This is a genomic window from Anabaena cylindrica UHCC 0172 (genome assembly GCF_034931625.1).
Lineage (GTDB): Bacteria > Cyanobacteriota > Cyanobacteriia > Cyanobacteriales > Nostocaceae > Anabaena > Anabaena cylindrica_A.
Window position 1 is genome coordinate 31,911 of sequence record NZ_JAYGGY010000007.1, and the last position, 21,749, is coordinate 53,659.

A 21,749-nucleotide genomic window follows, 5' to 3' on the forward strand; every position below is an offset into this window, starting at 1 on the left:
AGATAAAGTATGAAGTCTTTGGAAAAAAAGCTGTTTTCATCCTTACACCTTTACACTTTATCCTTGATCAGCGGGCTATTGATGGGGGTGACAGTCGCCCCCGTCGGCGCTTGGTTCCTCGCCTGGGTTGCCCTTGCACCCCTGTGGGTATTAGTTGTTAAATACACTAAAAATACAATTCCCCCTGCCTTCTTATGGGCGATCGCATATCATGGAGTAGCCCTATCCTGGATCACCGGCATTTATCCTATGGATTGGCTAGGTGTTCCCGCTTTACCAGCTTTAGCAATCACTCTTTTTTGTTGGTCATTTATTAGCCTTTGGGGAGGAATATTAGTCTCCATCTGGGCAGTTTTAATGGTGCGGTTAGATAAACAAAAACCGTGGTTGCGTGTGTTAGTTGGTACGGGTTTATGGTGCGCCTTAGAAAGCCTTTGGAGTGCAAGTCCTTTGTGGTGGAGTTCTCTGGCTTATACTCAGTCACCGCACAATCTGGTAATTTTACATTTGGGTCAATTGTCTGGTACTAGTACTGTAACGGCGGTTATTGTGGCTGTTAATGGGTTGGTTGCGGAGGCTTGGATTTATTATGAAAAGCTCACGCAAAGGCGCAAAGGCGCAAAGGAGGAAAGGAATTTCAGGGAAGGTTTTGTTAATCGTTATTTATTTGCTGCTTTTTCACTATTGATGATTACCCATTTCATCGGTTTTATTATTTATAATCAACCCATTGATAAATTATCAAAACAAGCTTTAAAAATTGGTGTTGTTCAAGGTAATATTCCTAATAAAATTAAATTACTTCCTGAGGGATTTAATCGTGCGATTACAGGTTATACTGAGGGATATTTAGAATTAGCAAATCAGGGTGTTAACGGAGTTCTCACGCCAGAAGGTGCGTTACCTATATATGAAAGCAATTTCAGTAATACGCCTTTGGTTGCAGCAATACGAGAAAAAGCTGTGGTTGCTTGGATAGGTGCTTTTGGAAAACGAGGTAAAAGCTATACAAACAGTTTATTTACCGTTTTTGGTAATGGAGAAGTTACCAGCCGCTATGATAAATCTAAGTTAGTTCCTTTAGGAGAATATATTCCTTTTGAACAAATTTTAGGGGCGCTTGTGCAACGTTTATCACCATTAGATGAACATCAAGTTCATGGTTCACCAAATCAAGTTTTTGATACTCCCTTTGGACGGGCAATTGTGGGAATTTGTTATGAATCAGCCTTTCCAGAAATCTTCCGTCGTCAAGCTTTAAAGGGTGGGCAATTTATCCTCAGTTCTTCTAATGATGCCCATTACACGTCTGCTATGTCAGACCAACATCATGCCCAGGATATCATGCGGGCAATAGAAACCGATAGATGGGCTGTCAGGGCAACAAATACCGGATATTCGGCTTTCGTTGATCCTCATGGCAGAACTTTGTGGAAATCGGGATATAACACTTACGAAACCCACGCAGAAACTATTTATCGTCGTCAGACGCAGACTTTATATGTGCGTTGGGGTGATTGGTTGATGCCTTTATTGTTGATTTTGGGGTTTTTGGGGTGGGTATTGTTATGATTTTTATTTTGAAAAATAAATTTATAGATCATGAACTTTAGAAAAGTAATGCGATCGCATTTTTAAGTTTCTGGGCTATCCCCTAAAAGTTGATCTATACTTTGAAGTGTTTGTTGAGAACAACGACGCACACGATGAATACGCACAATTTCTGGCTCAACTGCTTCACTAACAGTAAATAAGATATTAAATTGCTTTTTATAGAGAAGTTGGCGTACCTCTATTCCCATATATTCACTTTCGATAGCTAAGGAACAACGCTTTGGAAAATTTTCCAGCGTCAACATAATTTCATAACATCCTCTTACCCAGCGATAAGCGTTTTCCAGTGAATCCTCTTTTATCCACAGAAAAATACTTTCTATATCAGCTACCGCAGTAGGAGATATTTCAATCTGGTAGGCCATATTTTTCCCGAAGTTGTGCAAATGCTTGCTTTAAAGGTATCCCTTCCCCTTGCTCAAATTCGTCAATACTTTTGCGGATACCCACAATAGACTCCAGCAACTCAATTCTATCAAGAAGTTGTTGATAACCTTCAGCATCTTGAACAACGGCTGTAGCTTTACCATTAACAGTCAGAACCATTGGTGCTTTAGTTTCTTTGAGCTTTGCAAGGAAAGCTTTTGCACCCCGCTGAAACTCCGAGAGAGGATAGATGTCACTCAAACTGAGCATGATATTTTCAACAAATTATTTGATAATTTCATGTTAACAGTTGGCAATTGTTTTGTCTATTGTGCGTTAACGAAGCTTACCAAAGGTATCACTTGTCTGAAATATTTTTGGCAAGCAATCGCTAAATCAGATAAATTTACCTAACTACTCAACGCTTTAATAAACCTTTGCAAACTCTTGAATACACTGGGTTTTTTTGCGGGTGTTCCGTCGGTGGTGGTTTGCGGTTGTCCTTTCATGAGAATTATATCTATTTCATCACCAGAAGGACGTTGAGGTAAGTCAGCAATTTTTTGATATTCGTCGTTGGTGTCTAGCCACACTTCCCAATCTCCAGGGTAGCAGCGAAACAGGGCAGATTCATCATCAACGGGACGCAGATAATAACAAGATTCAATGGTGCTAATGAAACGTCTGCGGGTTTCTCTAGCCGCATAACCAATACCCACCACACCGGAATCTTCTAAACGGGGGTTTAATAAAATAAAGGGACGTGTGCCGATGATTTCACACAGTTTTTCTAATTGTGGCACTTCTACAGAAGTGGGAGCGATAAAGAGGAAAATTTCATCTTCTGGCTGAATTTTAGTTTCTAAAGATGCAGCCCTACCCGTACCGATATCTTCAACTTTAAATGGTGAATCTGCCCAATCTCGACGGGCTAAAGCGGCAGCACCAGCATCTGCAAAAAAGATTTTCAGCCGGGATTCATATTCAGCAAACAAGGGTATAAACTGTTCCGCAATCGGCATAAATTTGAGTTCGGGAAACAGAAAATCAACCTGAATGCGAGTCATCCCATCAGCTAAAGCCGATTTTACAGCTTCACGGGATTGTGCGATCGCATCTTCTAGGGTTTTGGGTAATTCAGCCATAGTTTATCAAGTCTCTCAAGTTAATCATCAATATTTCGATTCTCTCACCACAAAAGCAGTATTTACTCCCCCCGCGAACCTCTGCGCTTACCTCCGCGTTCCTCTGCGTTAAAAACAATACCCCTCTCCGCCACCGGAAAGGGGTAAATCATAGATTAAAACTCAGCACTACCTAATAAGCATCTTGCAACTCATAGAAATCAGGCGAGATATAATCCTTACGCAAAGGCCAACCTACCCAATCTTCCGGCATCAAAATTCGCTTCAAATTAGGATGACCTTCATAGATAATGCCATACATATCGTAAGACTCACGCTCTTGCCAGTCCGCAGTCTTCCAAATCCAGTACACTGAAGGCACAGAAGGATTTTCTCTAGGTAAGAACACTTTCACCCGGATTTCTGCTGGCTTATCAGCATTATCACTTACCTTCACCAAATGATAGACACTGACTAAATCTTGTCCTGGCCCCAAGTCAATACCTCCCTGAAACTGGAGATAATTAAACCCGTAGGCATATAAAGCTGTAGCAGTAGGAAGCAAGAAATCAGGTGCTACCTTAATAATCTCTACCTCATTCACATCTGGGGCTAAAGATTCATGGTCAAAACCATTTTCTGTCAACCATTGGGAAACCGGACCTGCTGGAACTATAGCCTCTTCCGTTGCGGGAACTAATTTAGATTCTTCTTCAGCCACGCTTTTCTGCCTCCTTTGTCTTTGTTGTCAATAACGCAGGTGGTATAGGCATACCCATTGCTTCCGTCAATTCCTTCGGTGGAGTAAAGCGGGTATCTGACTGCATATACTTACCAGTTAAAATTTCCGGTACTGGTTTCAAGTTATGAGTCGTGCTGTAGTAACGGTGAGTTTGTTTAATTTGACCCCGTTCTTGCATGGAATCATTAGCAATTTTTTTCCGCAACTTAATAATTGCATCAATAATCGCTTCAGGACGGGGAGGACAACCGGGCAAATACACATCCACTGGAATCAGCTTATCAACTCCGCGTACAGCACTAGGAGAGTCAACGCTAAACATTCCGCCAGTAATTGTACAAGCACCCATAGCAATTACATACTTGGGTTCGGGCATTTGTTCATAAAGACGCACCAATTGAGGAGCCATCTTCATGGTAATTGTACCAGCAGTGATGATTAAATCAGCTTGCCGGGGGCTAGAACGGGGAATTAGACCAAAACGGTCAAAGTCAAACCGAGAGCCAATTAAAGCTGCAAATTCAATGAAGCAGCAAGCTGTCCCAAATAGCAAAGGCCACAAACTAGAAAGCCGCGCCCAGTTGTAGAGGTCATCAACGGTGGTTAAGATGACGTTTTCCGAAAGTTCTTGCGTCACGGTGGGACGCTGAATCGGGTTGATGATTTGCTCTTTGTCCTGGGTGGTTATATTAGAATTCAAGACCATTCCAATGCTCCTTTACGCCATGCGTAAACTAAGGCGATTACGAGAATCGCAATAAAAACTAACGCTTCAATAAACGCTAATAAACCCAAACGGTGGAAAGCCACCGCCCAAGGGTACAAGAATACAGTTTCTACGTCGAATACTACAAAAACCAGCGCAAACATATAGTAACGAATGTTGAATTGAATCCAGGCTCCGCCAATGGGTTCCATGCCGGATTCATAAGTGGTGCGCCGTTCTGGGCTAAAACTACTAGGTCTGAGGAGCTTGGACGCTGAGAGCGCCAGGGCTGGTACTAGGCTACAAAGGAGGAAGAAGCCTAGAAGGTATTCGTAACCGCTAAGGACAAACACAATGGATATCTACCGCTGATGGTGCAATTGAAATGGATAATTTTCTCTTACATTATTATATCTTTCCCGGCTTTCTGAAATCGTGGAATTAGACACACTGAGGGTAGGGTGTTGATTTACAACAGAATTCAGGAGTCAGGAGTCAGGAGTCAGGAGTAAAACTGGCTTGGTGCTTAGGTTTCAATTTAGATTCTGTACCCATTGATCTGCAATCTGCTGTAATTGGCAATTTGTCTAAAAATGCTCATACAGTTTCTATGAATAGCAAGAAATGGGTGGTATTGAAGTGCCGTAAGTCCCTAAATTGATGAATGGGTGGAATAGATAAACAATATGAATGCATTGATAGAAGCTACTAATAGTTACAATAGAGAAACCTATGAAAGCATTGCGAGAGCGATCGCATTGATGCAAAAAAATTATCTCAGTAACAAGAGCAACCAGCGATCGCTAGAAGCCTATAGTTAAAAATCTCAGCCTTAGCTGATGAAAGAAGAGGGATAATTAGCCCCATCCTCTGATACTGTCATTGTCATTCATAATTATGGCGCTCTGCAAAAGCGTTAATTTCATTCACTAACCATGCTTTCTCGTGATCACTCAAAAACAGTCCAAGCTTGATATTTGTTGAGGCGATCGCTAAAGTAAAAAACGAGTTGAGATTTTTCACTATCAAAAACTGGTGCTGCATAGGAATCAAGCTGGCCTGGAGTTTTGCATTTCGTCTAATTGGTAGTAGTTGCAAAGTAAAAAATCCTAAAGAGTATATCTTTTGAATCCTCCAGCAAGGCTGAATCTCAATCCGAGTGCGAAAGGCACTGCTAAATAGCAAACTTTGAGCCGCATTAAGGTAAATACCTAAAGCTAAGGGGACAAAGCCGATCAAAATAACAAGGCGGAATATTAGCTCTCCTCCAAAGTAAAAATCATATTTGGGTTCTAGCACCTCAACAATAAAAGCATTAACAATCCAAAAGATAAAGACACATCCAAACATCGGTGATAAACCTAACCACAAACTCTGAGGACTATTGAGGAGTGAGGAAGGAATATCAACGATCATTTTGTCAGTTGTGGTGATTAATTGAATTTTGCTTTGTTTGGGTTTTTTGTAGGTAGTTGCACGCGGAGGGAGTGGTTGCTTTCCTTGCAAAACAACTAACGCCTCTGAAGCCGAAGGGAATCTTACTGTACTGATTGGTTCAATCATTCGCTCTAACCAAGCAGCAAAGTTTTTGGGCAATTGGACAACACTATGAAAGTCAATGGTAAGTTGATGGTGTGGTAAATCTGCGCTTGATTTACCTGTGAGCAAAAATAACAACGTTGTTCCCAGTCCATACAAATCAGTAGATAACACTGCCTGTCCGCGAAATTGTTCGGGAGCCATATAGCCAAAGGTTCCCACTACTGTACTGCCACCAGTTACAGTATTGTGATAGGTATCTTGAACTGCCCCAAAATCTACCAGAAAAATCTGCCCATTCTCCTGACGGATAAGATTTTGTGGTTTAATATCACGATGAATTACGGGTGGAGTTAACTGCTGCAAATACACGAGGATTTCTAGCACTTGAGCAGCGATCGCCTGGACTTGATCAACGCTTGGTTTCCAACCTTGATTAACTAGCTCAAACAAAGATTGTCCTACGGCTAGTTCTTGCACCAGATAGAAAGCGCGATCGCCATCTGTTTCTATTTCAAAGTAATTCAAATATTGCGGAATTCCCGGATGGTTGAGATTAGCAAGAATTTTCGCTTCTCGTTCAAATAATTCCAGCACTTTCCAATCTTTGATGCGATGTAGGGAAAGCACTTTGATCGCCACAAGTTGATTAGTTTGCAAATCAAAAGCCGCATAAGTAATACCCATCCCACCATGTCCTAAAACATGGCGAATCTGATAGCGTCCTGCAATCACATCACCGCAATTGTGTAACGTGTTCATACTTGCTCCCTATTTATTATTTCGGTTGTTGAGTTCTTGCTGCCAATCACGAAGGCGCTCAGAATCAGACTCACGGTTAGCGATCGCACCTTTTTCTAACAGCATGAGAGCAATTTTGACTTCATAACGCATGGTTGCTATATCTAATGCTGTATTGCCCTTGCTGTCTTTGGCGTTGATATCAGCACCATTGTTAATTAAAAATTCGGCAACTTCCTGTTGACTGTTCAAAATGACTTGATTCAGTATCGGTTCTTCCTTGTACAAGTGTCCATTAGTGTTTTTTGTATAAAGTTTGCTATTGGGATTTGCACCGTATTTCAATAGCAATTTCATGAAATCAATGTTGTTCTCAAATGCTGCTTTATATAAAATTGGTTCACCTAACTCTACAGTATTGGGATCAGCTCCATACTGAAGCAGTAGTTCTGCACTCGCAAGGGAAGAGACACAAAATAATAAAGGCCATTGACTACCCCCATCCCAACTCAACACTTGGCGGCGATACTTGATGCGAAGATTAGGGTTGCCACCTTGCTGAAGATAGTTTTGGACAATACCGATATTTTCACAAATATCGCCCGGTGCTAGACCAAAACTACTCCAGACTTTCCATTTAAAAGCATTACCTAGCCCAATTGCCGCAAATGTGCCGATAATTAAGGCAATGACAGCAGCCTGGGACGAGAGTTGGCTTGTTTCTTGAACTACTTTTGTTGGCTGTCTTAAGGCTAATAAAGCTGCTTCAGCTGAAGGAAAGCGATCCTTAGCATCAGGTTCTAAAAGTTTCTCTAACCAATCGGCAAAAGCATCGGAAACTTGAACATGATCGCGGAAATCTATAGATAAACCGTCCTGGGGTAATTCTGCTGGCGATCGATGAGTCAATAAAAATAGTAGTGTTGCTCCCAATCCGTACAAGTCTGTTGCTGGTACTGCTTGTCCAAGAAACTGTTCAGGAGCCATGTAACCATAGGTCCCAACAACTGTACTACCTCGCATTAAAGTACTGTAGTAAGTATCTCGCACTGCACCAAAGTCTACTAAATACAGTGAGCCATCTTCATGACGAATGATATTTTGCGGTTTAATATCACGATGAATCACCTGCGGATCTAACCGTTGCAGATAAACCAGAATAGCTAATATTTGCCTAGCAATTTGCTTGATGCCTGTTTCATTAGTACGCCATCCCTGTTCTATCCATGCAGCCAAAGATTGCCCTTTCGCCAATTCTTGCACAATGTAAAATCGGCGATCGCTTTGAGTATCGATCTGAAAATAATTGAGATAACGTGGTATTCCTCGATGCTGGAGTTTTTCTAGTACCTTAGCCTCGCGCTCAAATAACTCCAACACTTTCCAGTCTTGTGTTTGCTGAAAAGAGATAACTTTTATTGCTACGATCACACCAGGCTGCGTTATGTCTTCTGCTGCATAGGTGATACCGCTATTTCCTTCACCCAATATATTAATAATGCGATAACGATTACAAGGAGGCTGCTTTGTAGCATCAATGATTGCGTCACCTAGTTGATGCAATGATCCGTCCATAATAGTAAATAGGGGTTGCTGAGGGATTGAATCAGATATTGGCTAGGGTGTTGAAATTTGGAACGAAGATTGCTTGTTTCAATCTTCAAAAAACCCAAAATATGAGCGGCAGATTCAAAATGATAGTAATGAATTGACGTATTTCCATTAGTCACTTTGAAAGGGCTAGTCCTAGTAAATTAATTGTGAATGGGAACTATCCTATTGGGAATCATCTGTCTCTCCTAAAATATAAAATACCCTGAAGTAATCAAGGATTACACACAAAAGAACTCTTGATATAAAGTCCTACATAGTCCCCATCATTACTCTCACCAACAATATAAATATTTTCTTCTTCCCAAGAACTAATGCGATACATAAAAGCTTGATCAAACTTCTGTTCAAAAAATTGATTCATTTGATTTACTTGATTATATTTTTTGTTAAGTTTATTAACATAATCATCGCAAAACCATTCATCAAAGTATTCACGATCTTTATAAAAACCGCTAAATTTACCAATCTCTAGCATTCCTGATTTTTGCAAAACCTGCTCCATCGCTAACTCCTTACTTGTAGCTAGAGAATAAACAATTTGATGTGTATATGAATAACTGTAATCGCCAGCAAAATCGCCACTCATGGAAATAGAACCTAAATCTTTAACGCATTTTTTAAGTTGTGTTTCCAGATTAGAACTATCAAATCCTGAAACCTTCATTACTGGTGCTTTAGCAATAGAAGAGCGAGAAATCACTTCTTGAGGAATATATGTTTCTACATAAACCGTTGGTGCGATCGCCACCCAATTTTTATCTTTTGTCTGTCCAATTATAATCCCAGGATATTTATCCCAATAAGAATTTAAATTCAAAACATAAGCTTCTAGATTATCTAAATTATTAGAAATAACTTGCCATAATAACTCTATCCTATTTTCCCAAGCCTCAATTTGCTCTTGATTCAAAGAAAAATCATTAAAACATTTTGCATATTTTAGCCCTTCCAACCTCGTTATGCTCACATCAGCATCAGTTAATTTGAACCAATTGTTAGACAAACAAACATTAAAGGCATTAAAATCTCCTTGGGTATTTTTATCCCATACAAAAGGATAAATATCACCTTCATGTTCTGGTAAATGAATATAGGGTCGTTGTTTTAGTAAAAGCTTTAAAGTTCCAATTGTCTGTTCTGTTTCAGGTTTCATTTTATATTCTTCCTGTTATATAAAAATTGCTTGTAGACGATAGAGTTAAGGATTGTAGGTAAATTGACTGTGAATAGCAACTCCAACCCAGGACGCGGAACTATCCTGTTGGGAATTGTCTGTTTCTCCTAAAATATAAAGATGTTCGTAATCCCAAAAACAAAAGCGATAAAGTAACAATTTAGGAAACATAGTATGTAGGAATTTGATTAAGTTGTTAACATTATCTTTATCAAAATCTCTATCACGAATAGAAAAGCCCCAACCTCCATTTCCTTGAATCATAAATTTTTTAACTTTATAAATTTCAACTAAGCCAGATGTTAACAAAGCATTGTTAATTGCTTCTTCTTGACTATCTCCCGATGCCAAAATGATACTGTGATGATGAATATGATGATAACCACCATTATAGTAGCCATATATTCTGATATTGCCTAACTCTTTAAGAATGTTATTAATTTTCCTCTCAATCTTTGACAATTTTTCTAATTCTAAATTAAATTGTTTTTCTTCTTTGTATGGCGAACAGTAAATAAGGTTATTAATAAATTTAGGTGTTTCTTGGGGAACAGTTGAAGAAAGACAAATCCAGCGTTCACTATCAGGAACTCTCCCCACAATAACGGATAGGAAATAATGAGAGTTATAGCTGAAAGTAAAAGCCTGTAAATCCTTAATTCTCTCTTTTAATAAACGTAGTAACTTAAAATATTGTTGATATCTTTTATTTTTACTAGGTTCATCTAGTAGAAATTTTTCTGGATCTTTATGGTAAACATAGATAAGACTCGATGCTAAACCATTTTGTTCTGGCCACAGCCAATTTTCAAAAGCAACTTCTGGGTCAGTTTCTATGATCCAACCTTCAGATTTGATTAGATTTAAGGGCGTGAATTGACCTTTTATAGTTGCATCCCAAGCATAGGGTTGTAAAGTTGCACTATCTTCATGACATGGAAGAGAATAGCGTATTTCTTTTTCCAAAAGGACTTCCAGCGTCCCTAGTCGTTGCTCAGTTTCAGGTTTCATTTATTTCTCCTTTTATCATTAATTTAAACTTGCTCTAGCCACTGCTCTGACAATTTGATTGCTATCTTCGGTAAGCTGTTGTTTAATTTCTGTTGGTGTGGCGGGATTATCAGCCACTGCATAACGTTCTAGCCAAGAAGCTGATTGCGCTGCCTGTTGCAAGACATTAGCAGAAGTTAGAGGATGCAATAAAGCCACCAAACGCACAAAAGGAACATCGGACTCTACATACTCCGATAATACTGTCTCTAAATCATCCGTTTCGGGGTTATAGATGCGGCTCAAACCGCGTAAGGTAGGACTGGCTTGGCGGGTGGTGATGGGTTGGACAACTAAATCGCGGAGGGTTTTGCGGATGGGTGCAGGAGTGTTGGGGTTTTGAGCAACTGCGCGGCGGACTTCGACTTTTTGATCGTTTGCCAATTGTGTCAGTATTGTTTCAGGTAGATGAGGATTACTAGCCACAGCAGTGCGAATTGCTGGATTATCGTCTTGTGAAAAACGTTCGACAATATGAATAGGAGTATTAGAATTTGCAGCCACTTTTTGTTGAACTTCTTGTGTGGAATCATCTACAAGTATTGTCAGAATCTCCGATGGGCAATGGCTTTGAGATGCAACGGCTTCCCTAACACGTACTGACTCATGTCTTGCCAATTCCATCCAGATGTTAAGTATCATGTTTTGATGTTGCACAATAACGCATAAAACAGACTCATCAACTTCGTTTTCTGCTAACCATTTCAAGGCACTTGAAGGCGTATTTGCATTTGCAGCTACTACTGCTCTTAGTCGAGATTCCGGTATACGGGCAATAAATTCTAGTAATTCTGGCGGCGCATCATGACGCACAGCAATTTGGTGAGAAACGCTGTGGTAACATCCAACACTAGTTGTGAGTGCATCGTACCTCGCCATCTCAATCAGTATATTTGGAGGTGTATTGGGATTTCCTGCAACGGTATTACGAACTAATTCGTATTTATCGAAGGCTAATCGCTCAAGTGTTGCAGTTGATGCTGTGCTATAGGTTGCAACTAAATAACGAATTGCGTCTTTGGGATGGCGGGATAGTTGTTCTAAAACATCCGCAGGCATTTGAGAATTGCGCTTACCCGTTACAGCCTGTCCTCGAAGAATCGACTCTATTGCATTTTCATTTTGAATTTGCGACATGGCTTGTGATAAAAGTTCACCAGGTAAGTTGGGATTTTTAAGGGCGCTGATTTTAACGTTACGATCGCTATCTTCAACAAACCCTCTCAGAATATCTGGGGGAGTATTTTTATTTCCTGCAACTTCTGCTCTAACTAATTCTGATTTATCTTGAGCTAATCGTTTTAAAATTTCTATTTGACTGGAACGATGACGCACCAAAATCAAGCGCACGTTCAAATTCTCATCTTGGGTGAGATTCAAGAGAATAGGAAGCGGTAAGTTAGGATTTTGACAGACAACTTGACGAATTGTGGCATCACTATCTTTTGCTAGTCGTTCTAAGATGGGAATTGGAGTTTTATTGCTACCGGCTGCGATAATTTTAGCGTTTTTATCTCCGGTTTCAAGAACTTGGGCTAAAGCATAGGAACTGTGAGGACGATTGGCAAGAAGTTGATTCGCTTGTGAAGTTTCTTCTCTTTCTTCTAGCTCTATTTGAATTTTATATTTAGTTAATTGATCAAGATGAGGATTTTTTAGAACAGCTTGACTGACTCCATTGTTACCTTTATTGAAAGCCAGTTGTTTTAATAAATCAATAGGTGTATTGGGATTTTTTGCAACATCGACTAAGGTGTGAGACAGTCGAGAAGAAGTTTCGATTTGCTCAACAGCTTGCTCAAGAAGATGAACAGGAGCATTGGGATTTTTAACAATTTTCTGTAATCCGCCGATTCCTTTTTGAGCGATCTGTTCTAGAATTGCTACTGGTGTATCGGGATGTTTAGCAATAGCTTCCTGAATGTTTGTCCACGGAGAAGAAACGGCTTGCTGTAAATATTCAAACCGCTCTATTTCAGGAACTGCTGAATTATAACCAAGAGCTAATCGCAGTGAAGCATCATCAGAATAGCGATTTAAACTATCCGGTTCTTTTCTATATTTTTGCCATAAGCGATCGCGCAAATCATCAGGTGTAGAATGATTACCAAGCAAACCAACAACAACTTCTGTAGACTGATGACTGTTATCCGACATTCCAATAATTAGTATCAAGCCATAGAGAAGATAATTAGACGAAATCTTATCCTCTGCATCAAAAGGACTCCCCTTAAGCCACACACGATCTGGAGAGGGAATACCACCATTTAAACCAATTGCGGGTAGCATTGCGCCACCAATTGCCGTAATTTGCTGTTTTTGTTGTTCATCAAGAGCATTGATCAACTCATCCCAATCTCGTAAGATAGGCTCTCGAAATGCTGCATCTTGTCTAAGCCAAAATAGAATTTGCTCTGAAGATTGATAACGGTTGAAAAAGTCAATAACTGTATCAAGCAGAGTAAGAGAAAAATTGGGAATGGTTTGACTGATTTCTAGAATTTTTTGGCGATGCGAAAATAGTTCTCCTGCTAATTGTTCCAAAATCGTGATCGGAGTGTTAGCATCTTCTGCAATCTTAACTTTAATGCGAGTGCTTGAATTAGTTACTAAATCTGCTAATAATTGCAATCTCAGTTCTTCAGGTGCTTTGGTATTCTGAGCCACAGCCAACTGCACATTTTTATTAGGATACTGTGCGAACTTTTCTAAAATCTCTTCAGAAACTTGCGGATGTTTAGCAATATCTACCAGAAAGTCTAAAGCCTCTGCCGTCCATTTCTCTATTAATTCTGGTTTATGAGGACGGCGTGCAGCTTTTTCTTGTCTGATAGCTTCCACATCCACATCTGCAAATCGTTCTAAAATCCAAGTGGGTGTATTCGGTTGTTTGAAAAAGAAATGGCGCTGATCATTGCTTGTTCCCACTTTATTAAAAATCTGCTCTAAAATACTTACTGGTAAATAGGAACGATTTTTAATAATTCCCTGTTGTGTCGCAAACAAACGATGTAAAATCTCTTCAGTAGCATTTTCATGTGCCGCCACCGCAGCTTGAATTTCCTGATCAGATGCTGCTAATACCGCCAAAACCTGGGCTGAAGTAACGGAATTTTTCGCCACAGCCAACCGAATTTTCAAGACTTTATCCGCTGCCAAAGCCAACAGAGTTTCTTGAGACGTTGAGGGATTTTGTGCCACCACTAAACGTATCCAATCCCAACGACTTTGCGCTAAATTTGCTAACTGTTCTACATCTGTATCGCAATCACGCGCTATCTCATGCTGTTCTTGCACTAAGCGCACTAACTCCGGCGGACAACTGGGATTATATGACACAGAGAGACGAATAGCTAACTCCAAATCTCCCGCTAAGGATTCTAATAACACCAACGGGGTTTGAGGATCTTCTGCGACTTGTAAACGTGGTTCTAGAGTTGGTTCTTGTGCCAAGCGTTCCAGCCACTTGAGGTAATATCGTGGCGGTAAATAGGGGTTGCTGAGGGCTTGAATCAGATATTGACTAGGAACCCACTCACTGAGGAAGCAGGGGGGAACAGGGGCGATTTTGAGTAGTTCGACTGCTAATTTGTCATTTTGCCCCAAATAGCGCGACTTTAAGACTTCTTCAACGGCATTCTGACCATTTTCACTGATTTCTCCTGCCCAGTTGATGTGCAATTGTGCGGCTTCGGAAACGATCGCATGGGGACTATTAACTAAGACTTCTAGCAAAGGGCGTGGCGTTTGGGAATAACTGGCCACTGCTAGTTGTAAGGCGACGGATTGAGTATTAAGCTGTGTCGGGTCAGCTAAAAATGGTTCTAAATCGGAAATAGTGAGCGATCGCAACAATTCCATCATCCCACCCCAGTTCACCATTGAAGATCAAGGTGATTTTATCCTGTTTGTTATCGCTTTAGGTGCTGCTTCAACGCGATCGTGAATGAGAGTAGACATATCAAATTAGTAGGCGATAGAAAAGCCTAACAAATATGTCATAATTTGTAACGTATATTTAAGATTTCCTTCTGGGAGGCTATAGCCATGAGCGAACAAGCTGAAGAAGCTATTGAAACTCCAGTGTTAGATAGATACGAGTGTCGCTCTTGCGGTTATGTTTATGAACCGGAAAAAGGAGACGACAAAAGTGATATTCATGCTGGCACAGTATTCGCAGAATTACCGGCAAATTGGCGCTGTCCAGTTTGTAATGCCAAAAAGGTAGCTTTCGCTAACATTGGGCCTGCGGGTACAGCATCTGGTTTCAAAGAAAATTTAGGTTACGGTCTAGGTGTTAATACGCTGACACCAACCCAAAAGAACATTTTGATTTTCGGTGCTTTGGCGCTTGGATTCTTGTTTTTTATTAGTCTTTACGGCTTACAATAAGACCCGGTTTTTATAGACATTCTACAAAAATTTACAAATCACTAAGAAATACTGATGCATTCAATTGTAAGAAGTTGGCAACGAATATTTGCCGCGTTAATAGTAGTCATCGCTTGTATCGGCTGTAGCAAAATTCCCTCTATTAGCTATAATCCTTGGCAAGTTATTAATGTGCCAACAGAGTCAAAACTCTTTGATATAGGCTTTACTGGTAATCCCCAGCATGGTTATTTAGTCGGTAGTAATGCCACTTTATTGGAAACTAATGATAGTGGAGATACTTGGCAACCTCTAAAACTGGAATTGGATGATGAAAGGTATCGCTTTACTTCAGTCAGTTTTAGTGGCAATGAAGGCTGGATTGCCGGAGAACCTTCGCTGTTGCTGCATACTACGGATGAAGGCAAGTCTTGGTCACGTATTCCCTTAACCGAGAAGTTACCAGGTAGCCCAATTACGATCGCAGCTTTGGCTGAAAATACAGCAGAAATGGCTACTGATGTCGGTGCTATCTATAAAACTACAGATGGTGGTAAAAACTGGAAAGCTCAAGTCGAAGCAGCAGTTGGTGTGGTGCGGAACTTAGAGCGATCGCCTGATGGTAAGTATATTGCTGTTTCGGCTAAAGGAAGTTTTTACTCAGTCTGGGAACCAGGACAAGCCGAGTGGGAACCCCATAACCGTCTCAGTTCTAGACGAGTAGAAAATATGGGCTTTGCTGATAATGGCCAACTATGGTTATTAGCACGGGGTGGTCAAGTTCAATTTAGCGATTTGACCAAATCAGATGAATGGCTAGATGTACAATATCCAGAGTTATCCACTAGCTGGGGTTTACTAGATTTGGCATATCGCACACCCAATGAAATTTGGATTGGTGGTGGTAGCGGTAATCTACTACGCAGTACCGATGGTGGCAAAACCTGGGAAAAAGACCGTGAAGTGGAAGGAGTCGCCGCTAACTTGTATAAAATAGTGTTTTTTAACCCTGAACAAGGCTTTATTATTGGCGATCACGGCATTTTGCTAAAATACAACCCCAAAGAAGCTTAAACAGTAGCGAGTGCTGAGTTCTGAGTACTAACTACTCAGTACTCAGTACTAAAAAAGATTTCTGAGAAGAACGTTGCAAGTTGTAACTCTTTTTAAACTTTGTAGGATAATAAACTCAATAGTAGTTTTTGAGAAGGTAGTGATCTAAATGTCAGGTACCACCGGAGAACGTCCGTTTTCGGATATTATCACCAGCATTCGTTACTGGGTAATCCACAGCATCACCATTCCAGCTTTATTTGTTGCTGGTTGGCTATTTGTCAGCACTGGACTGGCTTATGATGTATTTGGCACACCCCGTCCCAATGATTATTTCACACAGGTGCGTCAAGAAGTGCCTATCGTCAGCAACCGTTATGAAGCTAAAAAGCAAGTAGAAACATTTATCGGAAAGTAATTTGAAATCATGACTAGCGGCAATAACATCAATAATCAACCAGTTACCTATCCAATTTTTACGGTCAGATGGCTTGCAGTTCACACTCTAGGAGTGCCAACTGTCTTCTTTTTAGGAGCGATCGCCGCAATGCAATTCATACAACGTTAGGAGTAAATTATGGAAAGACAGCCTAATCCTAATCAACAACCTGTTGAATTAAACCGTACCTCTCTGTACTTAGGACTACTACTGATTTTCGTGCTAGGAATTCTATTTTCCAGTTACTTCTTTAACTAACTGGAATCGTGACTGCTAAATTCTGTTGATTTTTAAGGGAGGAGAAAACTGTGTCAGGAAGTGGAAGAATTCCCCTGTGGGTCGTCGCTACGATTGCAGGTTTAGGTGTCATTACTGTTGTAGGTATTTTCTTTTATGGAGCCTACGCTGGAATCGGTTCTTCACTGTAATGTGAACCTTAACCGAATTTTTGGTTAAAAACCGACATCAAAAAAAACCGCCCTTCTCAACGAGATAGGCGGTTTTTCAATTAAAAATGGTGATTGGTAATTGGTGATTGGTAATTGGTAATTGGAAAAATGAATTTCCCATCTTCCTCATCCCTAATCCCTAATCCCCAGTCCCCAGTTCTCAGTACCTAATCTAGGCTATATCTTCACTTTCAATATATGAAAAGAAAAATGCGAAGACTACAGCTGGTAAAACTAGACCAGTCATAGGTACGAAAATAGAAGGCAAGAATGAAGAATAGGCCAGGATAGAGGGCAAAAATGAACTTGACATAGTAAAAAGTCCTCTGAAGTCACACTACAATTCAAAAAGAGCTTACTGCAAAATTCTGCTTATTTTTGCAAATTATCAAGATTTTTAACACAGCCATTTACATTCCCAGTAAGTCATCTAGTTCTATATTTGGCAAGTCGGCAGGAATAACGGTTTTGACGACGGTGACTTTACCACTTTCCTGTTGAGTATTCAAGTCGAGTGCGATCGCACCTACACGGATTTCCACACAGCCAAAAGGCACAATTAATTGAGTTATCGCTTCCCAATTTCCCCAAGGGGTAGGTCGCAAATCTTTCAGCAGATGAGGCCCATCTAGTAAACCGCGAGTTTGATAATCTTCAACCCACAGCTTCAGCACCACCTCAGACGACACCGCAGACAATTCTAAACGCACTTTTATCGACGTTCCCGCCAGCAATTCACCATTTGGTAAAAACAGTTGGGGCGTTGGTAAAGATTCCTGACGAGGACTTGATAAATCTGCCAGTGGTTGCTCTGGTTGGGCAGATAACTGATTGTCATCCTCATGGCTCAAACTAATATATGTATCATCTAAAACTATTTCTTGGGACAACACAGTAGGTAAAATCTGAATTGGCCGCACTATTTCTTCAGGTGTCTCTCCTGTTTCACTAGTATTTATAGCCAGATTTTCCTCCATATCATCTTCCTGTGCATCCATCTCCACCGAGGGATTTTCGGAATTCAGAATTAAAAGTGGCTCATCATTCAACTCATGAGGATCATCTTCTGCTGCTTCAAAATTGATACTTTCAGCCAAATACCCTTGGCTATGCATCCATTTTTTAATGAGGGGAGATGTTTCTGGAGTATTTGCTGTGATTAATTCCTCATTGGATACAGTAGGAGATTGAGCAGGAGCATTTTCTCTAAATCCAGCAGATTCATCCTCATATTCTGCATAATTGGGCAAAAATGCCGATGTATTTTCAACTTCAGATAATTGCGGTTCTAAGCTATCTGACGGATGGACTTGAGGTTTTTCTTCCTGAACTGGAACAGGTTTTAACTTTTTCAAAAAAGGCAAAGTAGTTTTAACCTGTTTAATCACCAACTTTTCCAGATTAATTGGGGATATCTGAGCAGGTGTCTTGATAGTACCTTCCGATTTGAGCGCTTCCGCCATTAAATTTTTGTGAATGCGAGGCAAATTCGGTAATTCTGGTGAAACTCCTCCTAACACAATTACTGGTTTAATTTTTGGTGGCAGATGTTTGTTGGCAGAAGACTTTAAACTATGAAACTGAGCTAAATTGGGAGTTTTGACGAGATTGAAAAGTTCCAAGCCAACGCTAACCGGTTGTTCTGGCTTTGTCTCAGCCTGAGTTTGTATTTCGGTGCTTTCAGATAGCAAGTCTAGTGGATTAGATTTTGGTAAAGAAACTGTCAGTAATTCTGTGACATCTGCTGTAATTGTGAAAGCCTGGTTGGCTAAGAATATGACTTCCCCACCATCTGTAACTGCGCCGTATAAACTAATATCTGCCAAAATCAACTTTGATTCACATTCAGAGGGAATATTAATGGCGGTGCTGAATGTAAAAGGCAGAATTTTATTGGTTAAGGGTTGTCTGACTTGAGTGAAGACTTTTGATTCTGAGGGCGATCGCAATTCTATCAATAGCTGTAGCTGATTAAGGCTAGTTATTGATAATATTTCATCTTCCAGATCACCCGTTGGAGCCAGTTCTACATCCCCATTCACTGTCAGAGTTTTTCCCCAAGCAGTAATGTATGTGTCCCTTTCCAGAGATAATTTCAGTGGAGATAGTGGGGATATCGGTGGCCTATCCTCAAATATTTGCTCATCCCCCAAGGATTCCGAGTTGGGTAAAGCTAAATCTATTAAACTTTGTAAAAGTTGTTCTGCTGTCTCACCTTTGAACCAAACCGGGCTGACAGGCTGATTAATAATTATATCTTCTTCGGTTTGATCATCTTGAGTCAGTAATACCTCAAGTTCATTGTCAAACTCATCACCACTATCTAGATTTGGCTGGCTACTATATTCTTGTGGAGAGACTTTGATCAGCAGACTATATTGCCAGGATTTACCAAGCATATCCGTCATTAAATCGGCTGAACATCGTAACTCCCAAATTCCCGGTTTCAGTTCAGTAAAGGGAATTACAGCCATAAGTCCATCTGCATTAGTGCGACGCAAACGTTTAAAAATTCGCCGTTTGGGGGGAACTTCCTGAATTGAGGAGTGAGTTACCCGCACTTCTACATCTTTATTGAAAAGGTGTGAACGAGCCAAAACCCTGTATTTACCTGCTAAAATTTGCAAAGTAGGCGATTCTAGGGGTTGCCAAGCGCGATCGCCCTGTTTCTGTATCAGAAATTGCCAGTGTTCCATTGTGAGTAATGCCCAAACCGAAGATCCGCCAATTAATATTTTGCATTAACTTGCTTGCAAGTTTAACTCAGCAATATGTAATTGCATCACTATTACAGCAGAATTCAGAAGTCAGCACTTCGACAAGCTCAGTGACCAGTCAGGAGTCAGGAGTAAAACTGGCTTTGTGTATAGGTTTGAATTTAGATGTTGTACCTCCTAACGGGAGCAAACTGCTATATCTTGGATAACTTGGTTTTAACTGCGTCTAGAGGCGAATCAAGAACATTCAAACAAAATATTGTAACTATTTACTCTCATCCATTACCTATATTTACTGAAGCCACATTAAGTATTTCTAACAAATAATTATGCCTTACCTAAAATCCTCTGTATGGAAAATTCATGTTTCCTTACAGTCGTGTAAAATAAATTATGTGGTTAGGAAAGAAAAATATTAACAGGCAGATAAGATAGGAGGATGTTTTAAAATACAGCAATTGCATTCTTGTGCAAAAATCGCTAAATATTTCTACGTAAGTATTTACCAAAAAACTACATAACTTTGGCAACAATAGATTAATATCTCAGAACTTAATACCAACATTATTATATTCACTCAATGAAAGTAGCTCCATTACCATCCAATGAAGCAGAGAGGCTAAAAGCACTAAAAAAATACCAAATTCTTGATACCGCTGAAGAACAAGGCTTTGATGATTTAACTGCTTTAGCCGCATATATTTGTAAAACTCCCATTGCCTTAATCAGTTTAATAGATGATCATCGACAATGGTTCAAATCAAAGATTGGTTTAGAAGCAACAGAAACTCCTAAAGATATATCATTTTGCGCCCATGCTATTCTCCAACCAGAGGAAATATTAATAGTACCAAATGCCCTAGAAGATGGGCGGTTTTATGATAATCCATTAGTAACAGAAGACCCTAATATTCGGTTTTATGCAGGTACACCTCTAGTGACATCTGATGGTTTAGCTTTGGGAACTTTGTGCGCTATTGACCAAAAACCACACATTCTGAATCCAGAACAAATTACAGCACTCAGAAGATTAGGTCGTCAAGTTCTTACACAAATGGAACTGAGAATTAATTTAATACAATTAGAAAAAAATATTGCCCAGCGCCAAATAATTGAAGATGAGCTACGCATCAGTAATAAAGAGCTTTTTAGTACTGTAAATAAGTTGAAAACAACTCAAACACAACTGATTCATGCCGAAAAAATGTCTAGTTTAGTTCCTTTGATTACAGGTATTGCCCATGAAATTAATAATCCTGCTAACTTTATTTATGGCAATCTCAAACACGTAGATGATAATGTTAGAGATTTATTAGATTTATTAAGTTTGTATCGAGAAAATTATCCCCATCCCAGTTCTCAGATCCAGCAGAAAACCGATGCTATTGATTTTGTTTTTTTGAATGAAGACTTATTTAAAATCCTTAGCTCCATGAAAATTGGTACTCAGCGCATTCGTGAAATTGTGCTGTCGCTGCGGAACTTTTGTCGGATAGACGAAGCTGAAAAAAAATCAGTGAATATAAGCACAGGTATTGATAGCACGTTATTATTTTTACAGCATAGACTGGAAGCAAAAGGAGATGTTCCGAAAATAGAAGTTATTAAAGAATATGGTGAACTTCCATCAATAGAATGCTATCCAGCCCACTTAAACCAAGTTTTTATGCATTTAATTAGTAATGCTATTGATTCTCTACAAGAGGCATTTTTTAACCAACCTGAACACAAGAATGAACTCAAAATAAGCATTCAGACTAAGTATGTTCACCCAGGATTAGCTATCGTCAAAATTGCAGATAATGGAACAGGTATACATGAATCTATTCGTAAACAAATATTTGATCCATTTTTTACAACTAAGCCTGTAGGTAGAGGGCAAGGTTTAGGATTATCTATTAGTTATCAAATTATAGTTGATAAACATGGTGGAATATTGAAGTATGTATCCCAAGAAGGAAAAGGCGCAGAATTTTGGATTGAAATACCTTGTAAAACCCTGACATAAAGCTCTTTATCTTGTGTATAAATTTCCTGATGCTAGTAATTG

At 39.8% G+C, this 21,749-nt stretch carries 22 protein-coding genes; 9 read left to right on the top strand and 13 right to left on the bottom strand.

Going from position 1 to position 21,749, the window contains the following annotated elements; all coding sequences use genetic code 11:
* Positions 1 to 9 precede the first annotated feature (9 nt).
* Entirely contained in the window at positions 10 to 1,572 is a 1,563-nt protein-coding gene (gene lnt, locus VB713_RS03475; protein ID WP_323310194.1) for an apolipoprotein N-acyltransferase, read from the top strand.
* A 62-nt stretch (positions 1,573 to 1,634) separates the two neighbouring features.
* On the opposite strand, the gene VB713_RS03480 is transcribed toward lnt, so the two are convergent.
* From VB713_RS03480 to ndhC, 6 genes are all read right to left on the bottom strand, one after another.
* Complete coding sequence (locus VB713_RS03480; protein ID WP_323310195.1) at positions 1,635 to 1,979, bottom strand: type II toxin-antitoxin system RelE/ParE family toxin; 345 nt, start codon at positions 1,977 to 1,979, stop codon at positions 1,635 to 1,637.
* The gene (locus VB713_RS03485; RefSeq protein ID WP_323310196.1) at positions 1,963 to 2,250 is read right to left on the bottom strand and encodes a type II toxin-antitoxin system Phd/YefM family antitoxin; all 288 of its coding nucleotides are present in this window, start codon (positions 2,248 to 2,250) and stop codon (positions 1,963 to 1,965) included. Before VB713_RS03485 ends, VB713_RS03480 begins: the two co-directional genes overlap by 17 nt.
* 140 nt (positions 2,251 to 2,390) lie before the next feature.
* Positions 2,391 to 3,125 carry a DUF1995 family protein gene (locus VB713_RS03490; protein WP_323310197.1) on the bottom strand — a complete coding sequence of 245 codons (735 nt, stop codon included), beginning with the start codon at positions 3,123 to 3,125 and terminating at the stop codon, positions 2,391 to 2,393.
* Between the two features lie 172 nt (positions 3,126 to 3,297).
* Positions 3,298 to 3,825 (bottom strand): NAD(P)H-quinone oxidoreductase subunit J, encoded by a 528-nt coding sequence (locus VB713_RS03495; protein WP_323310198.1) that lies wholly within the window; start codon positions 3,823 to 3,825, stop codon positions 3,298 to 3,300.
* Positions 3,818 to 4,552: a photosynthetic/respiratory NAD(P)H-quinone oxidoreductase subunit K gene (ndhK, locus tag VB713_RS03500; RefSeq protein WP_323310199.1), complete on the bottom strand. Its 735-nt coding sequence runs from the start codon at positions 4,550 to 4,552 to the stop codon at positions 3,818 to 3,820. The genes VB713_RS03495 and ndhK overlap by 8 nt, the downstream gene beginning before the upstream one ends.
* Positions 4,543 to 4,905: a photosynthetic/respiratory NAD(P)H-quinone oxidoreductase subunit C gene (gene ndhC, locus VB713_RS03505; protein ID WP_015214106.1), complete on the bottom strand. Its 363-nt coding sequence runs from the start codon at positions 4,903 to 4,905 to the stop codon at positions 4,543 to 4,545. Before ndhC ends, ndhK begins: the two co-directional genes overlap by 10 nt.
* A 333-nt stretch (positions 4,906 to 5,238) precedes the next feature.
* Here ndhC and VB713_RS03510 point away from each other — a divergent pair, with 333 nt between their 5' ends.
* Positions 5,239 to 5,373, top strand: coding sequence for a hypothetical protein (locus VB713_RS03510; protein ID WP_323310200.1), 135 nt, complete (start codon positions 5,239 to 5,241; stop codon positions 5,371 to 5,373).
* Positions 5,374 to 5,437: 64 nt separating this feature from the next.
* Here the strand turns inward: VB713_RS03510 and VB713_RS03515 are convergent, their stop codons facing one another.
* The 5 genes from VB713_RS03515 to VB713_RS03535 form a co-directional block, all read right to left on the bottom strand.
* Entirely contained in the window at positions 5,438 to 6,853 is a 1,416-nt protein-coding gene (locus tag VB713_RS03515; protein ID WP_323310201.1) for a serine/threonine-protein kinase, read from the bottom strand.
* A 9-nt stretch (positions 6,854 to 6,862) separates the two neighbouring features.
* Positions 6,863 to 8,407: a protein kinase domain-containing protein gene (locus VB713_RS03520; RefSeq protein ID WP_323310202.1), complete on the bottom strand. Its 1,545-nt coding sequence runs from the start codon at positions 8,405 to 8,407 to the stop codon at positions 6,863 to 6,865.
* Positions 8,408 to 8,657: 250 nt separating this feature from the next.
* A complete protein-coding gene (locus VB713_RS03525) occupies positions 8,658 to 9,599 on the bottom strand; it encodes a nuclease A inhibitor family protein (protein WP_323310203.1) in 942 nt (313 codons plus the stop codon).
* Positions 9,600 to 9,644: 45 nt separating this feature from the next.
* On the bottom strand, positions 9,645 to 10,631 hold the full coding sequence (locus VB713_RS03530; protein ID WP_323310204.1) for a hypothetical protein: 987 nt from the start codon (positions 10,629 to 10,631) through the stop codon (positions 9,645 to 9,647).
* Between the two features lie 18 nt (positions 10,632 to 10,649).
* A complete protein-coding gene (locus VB713_RS03535; protein ID WP_323310205.1) occupies positions 10,650 to 14,552 on the bottom strand; it encodes a hypothetical protein in 3,903 nt (1,300 codons plus the stop codon).
* Positions 14,553 to 14,717: 165 nt separating this feature from the next.
* Here VB713_RS03535 and VB713_RS03540 point away from each other — a divergent pair, with 165 nt between their 5' ends.
* The 6 genes from VB713_RS03540 (at position 14,718) to VB713_RS03565 (ending at position 16,961) form a co-directional block, all read left to right on the top strand.
* Positions 14,718 to 15,062 (top strand): rubredoxin, encoded by a 345-nt coding sequence (locus VB713_RS03540; RefSeq protein ID WP_323310206.1) that lies wholly within the window; start codon positions 14,718 to 14,720, stop codon positions 15,060 to 15,062.
* Between the two features lie 54 nt (positions 15,063 to 15,116).
* Positions 15,117 to 16,115 carry a photosynthesis system II assembly factor Ycf48 gene (locus VB713_RS03545; protein WP_323310207.1) on the top strand — a complete coding sequence of 333 codons (999 nt, stop codon included), beginning with the start codon at positions 15,117 to 15,119 and terminating at the stop codon, positions 16,113 to 16,115.
* A 148-nt stretch (positions 16,116 to 16,263) separates the two neighbouring features.
* The gene (gene psbE / locus VB713_RS03550; protein WP_323310208.1) at positions 16,264 to 16,512 is read left to right on the top strand and encodes a cytochrome b559 subunit alpha; all 249 of its coding nucleotides are present in this window, start codon (positions 16,264 to 16,266) and stop codon (positions 16,510 to 16,512) included.
* A gap of 9 nt (positions 16,513 to 16,521) precedes the next feature.
* Complete coding sequence (gene psbF, locus VB713_RS03555; protein WP_162399774.1) at positions 16,522 to 16,662, top strand: cytochrome b559 subunit beta; 141 nt, start codon at positions 16,522 to 16,524, stop codon at positions 16,660 to 16,662.
* Between the two features lie 9 nt (positions 16,663 to 16,671).
* The gene (locus tag VB713_RS03560; protein WP_323310209.1) at positions 16,672 to 16,791 is read left to right on the top strand and encodes a photosystem II reaction center protein L; all 120 of its coding nucleotides are present in this window, start codon (positions 16,672 to 16,674) and stop codon (positions 16,789 to 16,791) included.
* A gap of 50 nt (positions 16,792 to 16,841) precedes the next feature.
* Positions 16,842 to 16,961 (top strand): photosystem II reaction center protein J, encoded by a 120-nt coding sequence (locus VB713_RS03565; protein WP_013190555.1) that lies wholly within the window; start codon positions 16,842 to 16,844, stop codon positions 16,959 to 16,961.
* 193 nt (positions 16,962 to 17,154) lie between these two features.
* On the opposite strand, the gene psaI is transcribed toward VB713_RS03565, so the two are convergent.
* Positions 17,155 to 17,295: a photosystem I reaction center subunit VIII gene (gene psaI, locus VB713_RS03570; protein WP_323310210.1), complete on the bottom strand. Its 141-nt coding sequence runs from the start codon at positions 17,293 to 17,295 to the stop codon at positions 17,155 to 17,157.
* 97 nt (positions 17,296 to 17,392) lie between these two features.
* The gene (locus VB713_RS03575) at positions 17,393 to 19,678 is read right to left on the bottom strand and encodes a hypothetical protein (protein WP_323310211.1); all 2,286 of its coding nucleotides are present in this window, start codon (positions 19,676 to 19,678) and stop codon (positions 17,393 to 17,395) included.
* A gap of 601 nt (positions 19,679 to 20,279) precedes the next feature.
* Here VB713_RS03575 and VB713_RS03580 point away from each other — a divergent pair.
* Entirely contained in the window at positions 20,280 to 21,707 is a 1,428-nt protein-coding gene (locus VB713_RS03580) for a sensor histidine kinase (RefSeq protein WP_323310212.1), read from the top strand.
* Positions 21,708 to 21,749: the final 42 nt, after the last annotated feature.

Coding starts and splice junctions, on each gene's coding strand:
- VB713_RS03530 (WP_323310204.1), bottom strand. CDS start 10,631: ATGAAACCTGAAACTGAGCAACGACTAGGGACGCTGGAAGTCCTTTTG.
- psaI (WP_323310210.1), bottom strand. CDS start 17,295: ATGTCAAGTTCATTTTTGCCCTCTATCCTGGCCTATTCTTCATTCTTG.
- VB713_RS03520 (WP_323310202.1), bottom strand. CDS start 8,407: ATGGACGGATCATTGCATCAACTAGGTGACGCAATCATTGATGCTACA.
- VB713_RS03525 (WP_323310203.1), bottom strand. CDS start 9,599: ATGAAACCTGAAACAGAACAGACAATTGGAACTTTAAAGCTTTTACTA.
- VB713_RS03490 (WP_323310197.1), bottom strand. CDS start 3,125: ATGGCTGAATTACCCAAAACCCTAGAAGATGCGATCGCACAATCCCGT.
- VB713_RS03540 (WP_323310206.1), top strand. CDS start 14,718: ATGAGCGAACAAGCTGAAGAAGCTATTGAAACTCCAGTGTTAGATAGA.
- VB713_RS03560 (WP_323310209.1), top strand. CDS start 16,672: ATGGAAAGACAGCCTAATCCTAATCAACAACCTGTTGAATTAAACCGT.
- VB713_RS03580 (WP_323310212.1), top strand. CDS start 20,280: ATGAAAGTAGCTCCATTACCATCCAATGAAGCAGAGAGGCTAAAAGCA.
- VB713_RS03485 (WP_323310196.1), bottom strand. CDS start 2,250: ATGCTCAGTTTGAGTGACATCTATCCTCTCTCGGAGTTTCAGCGGGGT.
- VB713_RS03515 (WP_323310201.1), bottom strand. CDS start 6,853: ATGAACACGTTACACAATTGCGGTGATGTGATTGCAGGACGCTATCAG.
- VB713_RS03575 (WP_323310211.1), bottom strand. CDS start 19,678: ATGGAACACTGGCAATTTCTGATACAGAAACAGGGCGATCGCGCTTGG.
- psbE (WP_323310208.1), top strand. CDS start 16,264: ATGTCAGGTACCACCGGAGAACGTCCGTTTTCGGATATTATCACCAGC.
- ndhK (WP_323310199.1), bottom strand. CDS start 4,552: ATGGTCTTGAATTCTAATATAACCACCCAGGACAAAGAGCAAATCATC.
- VB713_RS03545 (WP_323310207.1), top strand. CDS start 15,117: ATGCATTCAATTGTAAGAAGTTGGCAACGAATATTTGCCGCGTTAATA.
- VB713_RS03535 (WP_323310205.1), bottom strand. CDS start 14,552: ATGGTGAACTGGGGTGGGATGATGGAATTGTTGCGATCGCTCACTATT.
- VB713_RS03480 (WP_323310195.1), bottom strand. CDS start 1,979: ATGGCCTACCAGATTGAAATATCTCCTACTGCGGTAGCTGATATAGAA.
- VB713_RS03510 (WP_323310200.1), top strand. CDS start 5,239: ATGAATGCATTGATAGAAGCTACTAATAGTTACAATAGAGAAACCTAT.
- psbF (WP_162399774.1), top strand. CDS start 16,522: ATGACTAGCGGCAATAACATCAATAATCAACCAGTTACCTATCCAATT.
- lnt (WP_323310194.1), top strand. CDS start 10: ATGAAGTCTTTGGAAAAAAAGCTGTTTTCATCCTTACACCTTTACACT.